Raw genomic sequence first — 12,780 nt, 5'->3', positions numbered from 1 at the left:
GTAAGTTAGAGGTTGTCCGGAAACAAGTAAATTCAAGCATATTCCCTCTTTAACATAACCCTACTCATAGCTAGGTATATGAAATTCTCAGTGGATGTTGTGAGTAAATCATACTCCTTCGATAGCCTTCTATTCCTATTAACCCAAGCAAAAGTCCTTTCTACAACCCATCTTCTTGGCTGTACTTTAAACCCTTGTTCTCTTGTTGGTAGTAGCTCAGGTGGCGTATCTTTGTGCACCCAAAATCTACATGTAGGCCTTTTAACAATTTCAATATCTATGTCATATTCTTCCTTTATGTGATTCTTTAAATTTCTTCCTTGGTATCCCATGTCAGCCCACATTTTTTTAACTTTAGTATATTTTGTTCTCATATTGTTTAATGCTATTTTAATACCATCTCTATCATTTTCGTTAGCAGCGCCTACGTAACAACCTAGTATAAAACCCTGAGTGTCTGTAATTATATGCCTTTTTCTACCCTTTACTTTTTTACTTCCATCATAGCCTTTGATCCCCCCTTTTCTGTAGTCTTTACAGATTGACTATCTACTATACAGGCACTCGGCTGCTCATTCCTTCCTATTTTTCTTCTACTATATTTTGTAATTTCATAATTCATTTTCTCAAAAATTCCCTGCTTCTTCCATTGCCTGAACTGCTCATACACAGTCTTCCATAGCGGAAAATCATTTGGTAAATACCGCCATTGACACCCTGTACGCAATACATAGAAAATTGCTTCTAATATTTCTCTTTTGCTATACTTTGGCGGCCTTCCTCCTTTCTTGTATGATACTCTGAAGTGTTTTTCTATTCTTGCCCATTCCCTTTCGCTTAGATCTGTTGGATACTTTTTTCTCATCTTTACCCCGTACTAAAATTTCAGATATTATAGCCTTTTACTTGTTTCCGGACAACCTCTAAATTGAAGGAAGCTCAAATGAAAGATCATGTTTTGCTAAAAATCACAGAATGCAGTCTAACAGTGAACGGTTACGCTTTTGATCAAAAATGTTGTATAGTACACAATCAATTTTTCTGGATCCAAGTAGTCAAGGCACTGCCTTTGTGTTTGAGGCAAAATCGGCTATAACACTTAACATACTGCCTTTGCAAACAAATGTTCGTACAGTTATGTGTCAGCTACTTGCATGACGCCATTGCCTGAACGGGTACCAATGATTACCTATCAATCTCACCAAAAACTATATCGAGTGAGCCAATAATTGCTGCAACGTCAGCAAGCATGTGTCCTTTTGCCATAAAGTCTAAGGCTTGTAAATGCGCAAAGCCAGGTGCTCTTATTCGGCACCTATAAGGTCTATTGGTACCATCTGAAACTATATACACTCCAAACTCACCTTTTGGTGCCTCAACAACTGCGTAAGCCTCACCTTCTGGTACATGATATCCTTCTGAATAGAGCTTAAAATGGTGAATCAGAGCTTCCATAGATTTTTTCATCTCTGCTCTTGACGGTGGAGAAATTTTTCTATCTTCAGTTTTTATTTGCCCTTCAGGCATTTTCTCTATGCACTGCTTCACCAAACTGATAGATTGCCTAATCTCTGCCATTCTAACTAGATAACGGTCATAACAGTCGCCATTTTGGCCGATCGGTATATCAAAATCTAGTTGATCATATATCTCATATGGCTGGCTTTTTCGCAAATCCCAAGCAAGCCCAGCAGCGCGCAACATTGGGCCACTAAAGCCCCAATCAAGTGCCTGTTTAATTGATATTTCACTAATTCCTACAGTGCGTTGCTTCCATATCCTATTTTCTGTTAAAAGTTCATCAACATCGTCTATATATTTTGGAAATTGCTCTATAAACTTTGCAATATCCTCAATCAAATCTTCTGGAACATCTGCTGCAATTCCACCTGGCCTGATGTAAGCTGCGTGAAACCTTGCACCTGAAGCTCTTTCGTAAAATTCCAGTATTTTTTCTCTTTCTTCAAAGAGCCATAAAAGAGGGGTCATTGCTCCAACATCAAGTGCTTGAGAAGAAACGTTCAGTAAATGATTTAGTATTCTCGTCAGTTCACAAAACAAGACACGTAAATACTTTGCCCTAATTGGCACTTCACATTGCAACAATTTCTCCACACAAAGTGAATATGCATGCTCTTGTGACATTGGTGATACGTAATCAAGGCGATCAAAATAAGGCAAAGCTTGAAGATACGTTTTATGTTCTATTAATTTTTCAGTACCGCGGTGCAAAAGCCCAATATGGGGATCTGCCCTCTCGATCACTTCACCATCCATCTCTAAAACAAGACGCAACACTCCATGTGCAGCTGGGTGCTGAGGTCCAAAATTTAACATCATTGTCTTTAGATCGGGCATGTCCAGTAGTTTAAGATATTAAAATTGTATAGGCTAAAGTGCGCTCAAAGTCAATAAACTTCTTGCATAGGCTACAACTATCATTCAATAGAAACAAAAACTTTTACAATGGCTAATAAGTGTTGGTAAAACCAAGTCACTTTAGCTATAGAATGACAAAAAAGGTTTGCATTAGCCAAATTTTTAGTTGAAGTAGCATAAGAGGTTAAAGGAAAAGCTTTGTGTTAATGGATTCATTTCAGGTATAGTATAGATAATACCACAATACTTATAAAATGGATCATGTTGTTAATGCGTATAATAGACTTGACACTCCTATAGTCAGGGGAGAAGGGGCATATCTTTTTGATAAAGATGGTAAAAAATATTTAGATTTTGCTGCAGGTATTTCTACAACTTCTTTAGGGCATTGTCATCCATACATTACAGATAAGCTGAAAGAGCAATTGAGCTCACTATGGCACTGCTCTAACATTTTTACTATTCCCGAGCAAGAAAGGCTTGCTGACCGTTTAACAACCCTTACTTTTGCAGATAAAGTTTTTTTCTGCTCAAGTGGGCTTGAAGCAACAGAAGCTGCAATTAAGTTTATTCGTCGTTACTTTTATTCAAAAGGGCAAGCAAAACGTAATCGTATCGTTACAATTGAAGGAGGCTTTCATGGCCGCAGTATTGCTGCAATTTCTGCTGGAGGCAATGAAAAATCACGCGAAGGTTTTGCTCCGCTCCTTTCTGGTTTTGATAAAGTTCCAAGAAATGACATTAAAGCATTAGAAGAAAAAATCAATAATGAAACATCTGCTGTGTTTTTAGAGCCCATACAAAGCGAAGGTGGAGTATATCCACTAGACGTAAAATATCTTCAAAAAGTAAGGGAAATAACAAAAGCTCAAGGGATAATTTTGTGCTTTGATGAAGTGCAATGCGGATATGGACGCATCGGTTCTTTATTTTATTATCAAAATGTCGGCATTGAACCTGATATGCTAACCTGTGCAAAAGCTATGGGTAACGGTTTTCCTCTAGCTGCATGTTTAGTAAAAGATTACATAGCAGAAGCAATTACTCCAGGAACTCATGGATCAACCTATGGTGGCAATCCACTTGCCATGACTGTTGGTAATGCAGTACTCGATATAATGCTAAAAGAAGGCTTTTTTGATCATGTTAAAAGAATTAGTAAATCTTTAAAAGAAAAGCTGTTATCTTTAGCTAAAGAATTTCCTGAGATGATTTCAGAAGTTCGTGGAGAAGGGTTACTAATGGGAATAGAACTAGCAACTCCTGTAGCTGATAAAATTATCAGTCGATCTCTTGATAAAGGTTTAATAATAACTAGGGTTTTAAACAACAAAGTAGTAAGGATAACCCCACCACTTATCATTGAGGATGAGCATGTGAACGCAGCGTGTAATATGCTTTATGATTTGTTTTTTAAGATTAAAGGTATATAAAATTCGGCAATATAAATTCAGGCTTGCAAATGCCTCTCATAACATGTAAAATTAATTTTATTTTTTATCACAATAACATCGTACTTTAATGGATTGGTTATTGGTCTTAGTATCATCAGCAATTTTTGTTTTGTTAGTTTTATCGTTTTTGTTCTCAGGAGCAGAAATAGGCTTAACCTCAATTAGCCGTTCTCGAGTTAATAAGCTAAAGCTAGACGGTAACAAAAAAGCCAGGGTAATAGATCGCTTATTAAATAGGAAAGAATTGACAATAGGAACGGTATTGCTCGGCAATACAATTATTAATATTACTTGCTCTGCTTTATTTACAGCAATATTTATCAATCTTTTTGGAAATGAGGGCATTCTCCTATCAACAATTATAATGACATTTTGTATTTTATTGTTCTGCGAAGTTCTACCAAAAACTTATGCTATTCAAAATCCTGAAAAATTTGCATCATTTTCTGCTTATTTTGTATTGTTTTTTGTAAAGATTTTTTCTCCATTGACACTAGGTATTCAATTTATTGTTAACCTCATCCTAAAATTATGTGGGCTGCATAAAGATAAGGAAGTGATATCTGCAGCGGATGCAATGCGTAATATGATTACTCTTCACCGCAGTGAAGGAACTATGTTGCAACAGGATTTAGATATGCTAAGCAGCATACTTGATTTGGCTGAGACAGAGATATCACAAATTATGACCCATAGAAGAAACCTATTTTCTCTTGATATAGATCGGAATAAAGAAGAGTTAATAAGAGAGATTTTAACCAGCAGTCACAGTAGAGTACCTTTATGGCAGAAGGAACCAGATAACATTGTAGGTGTAATTCACGTGAAAGCTCTAATAAATGCTTTGCGTGAAAAGAATAATAAAGCGGAAGAAGTTGACATTACCCAAGTTATGTCAAGGCCTTGGTTCATACCAGAAAGTACACCGCTCAGCGTGCAACTTCACAACTTCCGTAAGAACAGGAAACACCTTGCATTTGTTATTGATGAGTATGGAGCACTGCAGGGAATTGTAACTCTTGAGGATATACTGGAAGAAATAGTTGGAGAAATTTCGGATGAACATGATTTGATTACGGAGAATTTTATAAAGAAAATATCTGATAATATGTATCACATAGAAGGAAAATCTACTATTAGGGACATTAACAGGCAGTTATACTGGAATCTCCCTGATGAAGAAGCTACAACTCTAGCAGGTATGATTGTGAATGAAATAGAGCGCATTCCTGACGAAGGCGAGGAGTTTTCCATGTATGGTTTTCGCTTTAAGATTTTAAAAAAAGATAAAAATATTATTACTGTTGTTGAAGTGCAAGTAAAAACTGGTAATATTAGTGGCAGCAATTAATTAGTGGAGTTTCATGGAAGATACAGTAAAAATAACGGCTGAAGAGTTGAAGGGTTACATAGAGAGAATCGAAAAACTTGAACAAGAAAAGAGGGATGTGCAAGATCACATTCGTGATGTATATGCAAAAGCCGCAGATGAAGGTTGGGATATAAAAGTGATGAAACAAATTATTAGGCTCAGGAAGATGGATGATGATGACAGAGAGGAACAAGAAATATTGCTTGATACCTATAAACGTGCATTGGGAATGAGCTACGAAGAAGAGTTAAGTGAATAGCAGAATTGTAATTGGAATAAGTGGAGCATCTGGTTCTATTTACGGTGTGCGTATTTTAGAAGCGTTGCAAGACGTCGATTATGAAACTCATTTAGTGATAAGTCGTGCTGGGAAAATAACTTTAGCTCACGAGATTAAAGAAAAACTTGAAGATATTACATCACTTGCAGATTTTTACTATTCTGAAGAAAAGATTGGAGAAAAAATAGCAAGCGGCTCATTTAAAACCTCAGGGATGATTGTAGCACCATGCTCTATGAAGACAATATCTGAAATCGCATCAGGTGTTACTTCCAATCTATTGACAAGGGCTGCAGATGTAACGCTAAAAGAAAGAAGAAAGTTAGTTCTTATGGTGCGAGAGTCACCACTGCATCTTGGGCATTTACAAAATATGTTAAAATTAACGGAGATGGGAGCAATTATTGCTCCACCAGTGCCTGCTTTTTATATTAAACCGAAATCGTTGGATGATATTATTAATCATTCTGTTGGCAAAGTATTGGATTTATTTGATATCAAATTACCCGACTTTAAGGAGTGGCAAGGAAGTGACAATTATTATTGATGGTAAAAAAATAGCAAACGACCTATGTGAGAGGCTATCACAAAAAATTGATATTTTAAAGAGAGAGTATAACATTTTTCCTTGCCTGAAAGTAATTCTCATGGGTAGCAATCCAGCAAGTCAGGTTTATGTTCGCAACAAACAGAAAAAAGCAGAATCAATAGGCATAAGTTCTGAGACCATTGTTTTGCCTGATAATATTTCAGAAGATGAATTAATTGAAAAAATCAATGAATTAAATGAAGATCCATCTGTGCATGGCATTTTAGTGCAATTGCCTTTACCAAATCACATTAGTGCAAGCAGAGTAATTAATGCAGTGAGTATTGAAAAAGATGTAGATGGCTTCCATGATGAGAACGTTGGCAAATTAGTTAAAGGTGAAAAAAACTGCCTTATACCTTGCACTCCTAAAGGTTCTTTGCATTTAATTAAATCAATTGAAGAGAACCTTTCCGGTAAAAACGCAGTGGTGATTGGTAGGTCAAATATCGTGGGTAAACCAATGTTTCACCTGCTATTGCAAGAAAACTGCACTGTTACCATCTTGCATTCACAAAGCAGGGATTTAGCTGAATATTGCTCTAAAGCGGATATAGTAGTTGCAGCAGTCGGAAAGCCAAATTTTGTTCAAGCAGACTGGATAAAGAAAGGTGCAATAGTGATCGATGTTGGCATAAATAGCGTTAACGTAGGAGAGCTCGTAGGTGATGTTGACTTCGAGGGAATAAAGGGGAAAGCCAAAGCTATGACCCCAGTACCCGGGGGCGTTGGCCCAATGACAATTGCATTTCTAATGATGAACACTGTTATTGCTGCTTGCTTGCAGAAGGGAGTTGATGCTTCTAATTTCATTAGTTGAGGTATGAAGAGGAAAGCTATATGAAGATAGAATGTACCATATCACAATTAATAAAAAATTGAGATTTTTGAAATTCCTCAGTAGTCAAATTTATTAAATATTTATGATCATCATCTATTCTTTTTTCTCTACAAGTATAGCTAAAGTGGCTTAGGTTTACCTACAATTTGAAAAACAACAAATTCGTCATTCCGCTACTCGTTAGCGGAATCTATGCTGAGATACCGCGGCGGTATGACGTAGGGAAACCTTTCTTGGGTTAGCTATAGTTAGTGGAATTGCAAAGTTTCTAGGCATAAAAAGCTTTGAACCTAATATATGAGCCAAACTTGATTTTCCAACCGTAGATACACCTGTAATAAAAATAATAGTCTTCATTTTGTGAATTTAGAGGTTGTCCGGAAACAAGTAAATTCAAGCATATTCCCTCTTTAACATAACCCTACTCATAGCTAGGTATATGAAATTCTCAGTGGATGTTGTGAGTAAATCATACTCCTTCGATAGCCTTCTATTCCTATTAACCCAAGCAAAAGTCCTTTCTACAACCCATCTTCTTGGCTGTACTTTAAACCCTTGTTCTCTTGTTGGTAGTAGCTCAGGTGGCGTATCTTTGTGCACCCAAAATCTACATGGAGGCCTTTTAACAATTTCAATATCTATGTCATATTCTTCCTTTATGTGATTCTTTAAATTTCTTCCTTGGTATCCCATGTCAGCCCACATTTTTTTAACTTTAGTATATTTTGTTCTCATATTGTTTAATGCTATTTTAATACCATCTCTATCATTTTCGTTAGCAGCGCCTACGTAACAACCTAGTATAAAACCCTGAGTGTCTGTAATTATATGCCTTTTTCTACCCTTTACTTTTTTACTTCCATCATAGCCTTTGATCCCCCCTTTTCTGTAGTCTTTACAGATTGACTATCTACTATACAGGCACTCGGCTGCTCATTCCTTCCTATTTTTCTTCTACTATATTTTGTAATTTCATAATTCATTTTCTCAAAAATTCCCTGCTTCTTCCATTGCCTGAACTGCTCATACACAGTCTTCCATAGCGGAAAATCATTTGGTAAATACCGCCATTGACACCCTGTACGCAATACATAGAAAATTGCTTCTAATATTTCTCTTTTGCTATACTTTGGCGGCCTTCCTCCTTTCTTGTATGATACTCTGAAGTGTTTTTCTATTCTTGCCCATTCCCTTTCGCTTAGATCTGTTGGATACTTTTTTCTCATCTTTACCCCGTACTAAAATTTCAGATATTATAGCCTTTTACTTGTTTCCGGACAACCTCATATAGCATTTCTCATAATAGTCCGAACAGGTCATAGGAAGGCAGAATCAACAGCACGACGAAAGGATTCGAATAGAGGAATGTTTTTCCTGGCTCTGTTTTTTATAGCAAACCAATGATGCTCAATTTTGTTGAAATCTGGAGAATAAGGCGGCAGATACAAAATTTCTGCACCAACCCCTTTAGCAAGCTCGATAATCTTATCAGACTTATGAAAAGTAGCATTGTCAAGAATGACAGTCTGTCCAGGTTCCAAGATCGGTGTCAAAAATTGCTCAAACCATCCATTAAAAACATCCATATTACAGTGGCCTTCAAAGGTTAACGGAACAACTATCTTTCTTCCACTTAAGGCTGCAACCATACTGATTCGTTGAGTTTTCTTTCCAGATTTTAAGGCATAAAACCGCTGTCCTTTCTGGCAATATCCGTAGGGGTAGTCTTCGGTGTTATCAATGCCAGACTCATCTATATACACTAAGTTTTTAGGTTCTTTTGTCGCTATAATTTTCAAAAATTCAGCACGTTTTTCTTCGTTTCTTTCCTTGTATCCATATGTCTTTTTTTGCGCGTAAATTCAATTTTTTTAAGGGCTCGATAGATCGTTTGGATACTAACGTTGTTCCAAAGTTTAGCCATTTCCGATAGAGTCTTTCCTCCGTGTTCTCTGGCAAATTTGGCAAAGGTATCCCAGTCGGTAATTTTGTGATTGTAACCCCCATTTCCAAGTTTTTTTGATTGAAAGTCTCCTGTTTCTTTTCTTCTTTGCTGCCACTCCCATAAAGTAGTTCGTCCAATCTTAAATCTTGCTGCCACTGTTTCTCTGCTTTCTCCTTCGTCTAGCGCTTCCATTGCTTTTTTTCTTAAATCATAACTATATGCTGCTGGCATTCAACCTCCTTATCATCATCTACCCTTATCCTATCACATCCGGACTTTTATGGAAAGAGCTATATAATGAAATAAAGAAACTTGTAAGACTTTGATCTTACAGATTATAAACTTGTCATAAAGTTTAATAGTGTCTGTTACTGCTTTTAGGTGTGAGGCTAGAGGGTTATTAGCAGTAACAGACACTATTAAACTTATTATAGAACTTACTTAAAGTAAATACTTAATTTAAAATATTATAATATTTTTACTTACAATAGATTTATGTAAATGCTTTTTTCCTCAATTAGTATTGTACTATTATACTTGTTGAATGCTAAAAAATTATTAACCATCACTAATCTCTATTTGCATAGTAAGTTTATATATACTATTATACAGTATATCACTTAGTTTTATAGCAAACAAACAAAAGATATGGTGAAGTTATTTGCACTATTGATAATATTTTACTCAAATATATCTGTTGCCTCTGCTCCTACTTCCTGGCAATTTGGATTTCCTGCTCCTGCAACTGAAGTAATGGAGGCTGTAGTTAGGTCACATTCGTTTGTGATGCTTGTGATGGTTACAATAATGCTTTTTGTGTGGGCGCTGCTTGCTTATATAGCGTTTCGCTTTCGTAAAAGCAAAGTAACAAACATAAGTAAAACTACCCATAGTGTTCCTTTAGAAATTATTTGGTTTGTTATACCAACTATCATTGTTGGAATATTAGCCTTTGAAAACGCTAAATTACTGAAGCTACAGGAAGAAATACCGAAAGCTGATATAACACTGAAAGTTATTGGCCATCAATGGTATTGGAGTTACCAATATCCAGAATATCAAGGTGTGTCATTTGATAGTTATATTAAGGGAAAAGAAGACTTTATCGAAGGAGATTTAAAGCTATTCTCTGTTGATAACAACATCGTTTTACCCATTAATACTAATGTTCGTTTACAAGTTACAGCAGGAGATGTGATACACAGCTGGGGAGTACCGGCTTTTGGTGTAAAAATTGATGCGATACCAGGTAGGCTGAATGAGGCGTGGTTTAATATCAAAAAGCCTGGTGTTTATTATGGGCAGTGCTACGAATTGTGTGGTCAAGGCCATGGATTTATGCCAATTGTTGTTGAAGCAGTAAGCAAAGAAGATTTTAATAAGTGGATTGAAAATAGAAAATTAGTGAGTTAAATTTGGAGTATAGATATGAGTGACGTACCAAAGGGCATAAAGCGTTGGTTGTTTTCCACCAATCATAAAGATATAGGGACACTGTACATTATTTTTTCCATATTAGCTGGAATTATTGGTGGATTATTATCGGTGATTATTCGCACTCAGCTAATGCACATTAATATACTTAACAATAACTATCAATTATATAACGTAATGGTTACAGGGCATGCGTTGATAATGGTGTTTTTTATGATAATGCCAGCCCTCATGGGAGGATTTGGTAACTGGTTTGTACCTCTCATGATTGGCGCACCAGATATGGCATTTCCTCGTATGAATAATTTGAGTTTCTGGTTATTAGTGTCATCTTTTATTTTGCTCATTCTCTCAGTGTTTATTGGTGAAGGTCCAGGTACAGGTTGGACTTTATATCCACCTTTATCACAGGTAATGTCCCATCCAAGTGCAGGAGTTGACATTGCTATACTTGCACTTCATGTTGCTGGTATGTCGTCAATTGTTGGGGCGATCAACTTTATAGTTACTATATTTAACATGCGCACAAAAGGCATGTCATTAACTAAGATGCCACTGTTTGTTTGGTCTGTCTTGTTAACAGCATTTATGTTGATTGTTGCCTTACCAGTGCTTGCCGGTGCTATAACTATGCTTCTTACTGATCGCAATATTGGTACTTCCTTTTTTGATCCTGCCGGTGGCGGCGATCCTGTGTTATTTCAACATCTATTTTGGTTTTTTGGTCATCCAGAAGTTTACGTAATTATTTTTCCTGCATTTGGCATCATAAGTCAGATTGTATCAACTTTTTCTCACAGACCTGTATTTGGTTACATAGGGATGGTTTATGCAATGATAGGTATAGCAGTATTTGGCTTTATGGTTTGGGCTCACCATATGTTCACTGTTGGGCTTAGTGCTGACGCTGCTGCATTTTTTAGCACTACCACAATTTTTATCGGTGTTATAACTGGTGTAAAAGTCTTTAGCTGGATTGCAACTATGTGGGGTGGAGCAATTGAGTTTAAGACCCCTATGCTATTTGCACTAGGTTTTATTTTCATGTTTGTTGGCGGTGGCATAACGGGAATAATTCTTTCTCATGGTGGAATAGATAAACTCCTGCACGACACCTATTATGTTGTTGCTCACTTCCATTATGTCATGTCACTTGCTGCATTATTTGGAGCTTTTGCTGGCTTTTATTATTGGATTGGTAAAATGTCGGGTAAACAATATAATGAGCGCTTAGGTCAAATCCACTTTTGGCTTACTTTTATTAGCACCAATATCACTTTTTTACCTCAACATTTCTTAGGATTAGCTGGTATGCCAAGGCGTATACCTGATTATCCTGATGCGTTTATCCCTTGGAATTATATATCCTCAATTGGTTCGTATATGTCCTTTGTTTCAGTTATGTTTTTTGTGTTTATAGTTATACATCTTTTTAAATGGGGCAAGAAAGCTGGAGATAATCCTTGGGGAGGTGACACCTTGGAATGGACGGTATCTTCACCACCGCCTTTTCATACTTTCGAAAAACCACCAGTGGTAAAATAGAATGTACACAAGTGTTTTGCTAAATGTTGAATCAACAATACTGGATTTTTGGCGTTTGCTGAAGCCAAGGATAATGTATCTTGTGGTATTTACTGCAGTTGCTGGTATGGTTACTGCACCAGGTAGTATGCACCCTTTTCTAGCACTAATATCTCTTATATGTGTTGCTCTTGGCTCAGGATCTGCAGGTGCTATAAATATGTGGTATGACAGAGACATAGATCTGCTCATGGAAAGGACAAAAAACCGCCCTATACCCTCAGGTAGAGTTTCTGCAGAAAGTGCGCTTGAATTTGGTATAACTCTTGGAATATTGTCAGTATTTATCATGGCAATAGCAGTAAACTATATTTCTGCTGCTTTGCTTGCTGTTAGCATATTATTTTACGTTTTCATATATACAATTTGGCTAAAAAGGCGTACTCCGCAGAATATCGTTATCGGTGGTGCAGCAGGTGCTTTCCCTCCAATGATTGGCTGGGCAGCTGTGACTAATTCTGTAAATTGGGAAAGTTTCATTTTATTTTTAGTAATTTTTATGTGGACTCCACCACACTTTTGGGCCCTATCTTTAAATAAGTCTGAAGACTATGCAAAGGCATCGATTCCAATGTTCAATATTGTTTATGGTCCGGAAAAAACAAGAAAATATATATTAATTTATAGTGTCTTGCTGGTGCTAACTAGCTTGCTTCCAGCTCTATTCTTGAAAAAGGCTTTACTTTATCTAAGCATGGCAATTTTTGCAGGTTGCATCTTTATTTGGTACGCTATATCAATTCTCAGATTCAAGAACCACAACTCACAGAAACAAATGTTTTCTTACTCAATTTCTTATCTATTTTCCCTATTCGCCAGTATTATTTTTTGTTCTATTGATTTATTTTAGTTATGAAAGAACGGCAGAAACATAAAAACTATTTTTTCCTTTTCCTTTTGGT

10 protein-coding genes and 2 pseudogenes are annotated in these 12,780 nt (G+C 36.4%); 8 read left to right on the top strand and 4 right to left on the bottom strand.

All coding sequences use genetic code 11. From position 1 onward, the window contains the following. Positions 1–32: 32 nt before the first annotated feature. Positions 33–865, bottom strand: a pseudogene (locus OPR52_RS05885) (IS5 family transposase). A gap of 320 nt (positions 866–1,185) precedes the next feature. Next, the gene (locus tag OPR52_RS05880; RefSeq protein WP_010962676.1) at positions 1,186–2,358 is read right to left on the bottom strand and encodes an NADH-quinone oxidoreductase subunit D; all 1,173 of its coding nucleotides are present in this window, start codon (positions 2,356–2,358) and stop codon (positions 1,186–1,188) included. A 275-nt stretch (positions 2,359–2,633) separates the two neighbouring features. Here OPR52_RS05880 and OPR52_RS05875 point away from each other — a divergent pair, with 275 nt between their 5' ends. The 5 genes from OPR52_RS05875 to folD all read left to right on the top strand — a co-directional run bounded on the left by OPR52_RS05875 (position 2,634) and on the right by folD (position 6,894). Beyond that, positions 2,634–3,812: an aspartate aminotransferase family protein gene (locus OPR52_RS05875; protein WP_264723293.1), complete on the top strand. Its 1,179-nt coding sequence runs from the start codon at positions 2,634–2,636 to the stop codon at positions 3,810–3,812. Positions 3,813–3,900: 88 nt separating this feature from the next. Next, positions 3,901–5,184, top strand: coding sequence for an HlyC/CorC family transporter (locus OPR52_RS05870; protein ID WP_007549013.1), 1,284 nt, complete (start codon positions 3,901–3,903; stop codon positions 5,182–5,184). Positions 5,185–5,197: 13 nt separating this feature from the next. Further along, the gene (locus OPR52_RS05865) at positions 5,198–5,464 is read left to right on the top strand and encodes a DUF2312 domain-containing protein (protein ID WP_010082293.1); all 267 of its coding nucleotides are present in this window, start codon (positions 5,198–5,200) and stop codon (positions 5,462–5,464) included. After that, positions 5,457–6,032, top strand: coding sequence for a UbiX family flavin prenyltransferase (locus OPR52_RS05860; RefSeq protein WP_265037997.1), 576 nt, complete (start codon positions 5,457–5,459; stop codon positions 6,030–6,032). Before OPR52_RS05865 ends, OPR52_RS05860 begins: the two co-directional genes overlap by 8 nt. Then, positions 6,016–6,894 carry a bifunctional methylenetetrahydrofolate dehydrogenase/methenyltetrahydrofolate cyclohydrolase FolD gene (gene folD / locus OPR52_RS05855; RefSeq protein ID WP_264723294.1) on the top strand — a complete coding sequence of 293 codons (879 nt, stop codon included), beginning with the start codon at positions 6,016–6,018 and terminating at the stop codon, positions 6,892–6,894. Before OPR52_RS05860 ends, folD begins: the two co-directional genes overlap by 17 nt. 414 nt (positions 6,895–7,308) lie before the next feature. Here folD and OPR52_RS05850 read toward each other — a convergent pair. Both OPR52_RS05850 and OPR52_RS05845 read right to left on the bottom strand, forming a co-directional pair. Then, positions 7,309–8,141, bottom strand: a pseudogene (locus OPR52_RS05850) (IS5 family transposase). A gap of 90 nt (positions 8,142–8,231) precedes the next feature. Beyond that, positions 8,232–9,091, bottom strand: a protein-coding gene (locus OPR52_RS05845; RefSeq protein ID WP_265037751.1) for an IS630 family transposase whose coding sequence is annotated in 2 segments (ribosomal slippage) — positions 8,232–8,767 and positions 8,767–9,091 — 861 coding nt in all. Because the reading frame shifts where the segments join, the coding sequence is not laid out codon by codon here. Between the two features lie 417 nt (positions 9,092–9,508). Here OPR52_RS05845 and coxB point away from each other — a divergent pair. From coxB to OPR52_RS05830, 3 genes are read left to right on the top strand one after another with little or no spacing between them, the layout of a single operon-like run. Further along, positions 9,509–10,273 (top strand): cytochrome c oxidase subunit II, encoded by a 765-nt coding sequence (gene coxB, locus OPR52_RS05840; protein ID WP_264723432.1) that lies wholly within the window; start codon positions 9,509–9,511, stop codon positions 10,271–10,273. A 15-nt stretch (positions 10,274–10,288) separates the two neighbouring features. After that, positions 10,289–11,839 (top strand): cytochrome c oxidase subunit I, encoded by a 1,551-nt coding sequence (gene ctaD, locus OPR52_RS05835; protein WP_265037995.1) that lies wholly within the window; start codon positions 10,289–10,291, stop codon positions 11,837–11,839. 1 nt (position 11,840) lies between these two features. Continuing rightward, positions 11,841–12,728: a heme o synthase gene (locus tag OPR52_RS05830; protein WP_174515960.1), complete on the top strand. Its 888-nt coding sequence runs from the start codon at positions 11,841–11,843 to the stop codon at positions 12,726–12,728. Positions 12,729–12,780 lie beyond the last annotated feature (52 nt).

The organism is Wolbachia endosymbiont (group A) of Hylaeus communis (genome assembly GCF_947251915.1).
Taxonomy (GTDB): Bacteria; Pseudomonadota; Alphaproteobacteria; order Rickettsiales; family Anaplasmataceae; genus Wolbachia; species Wolbachia pipientis.
This window is presented reverse-complemented; position numbering and strand designations above follow the sequence as displayed.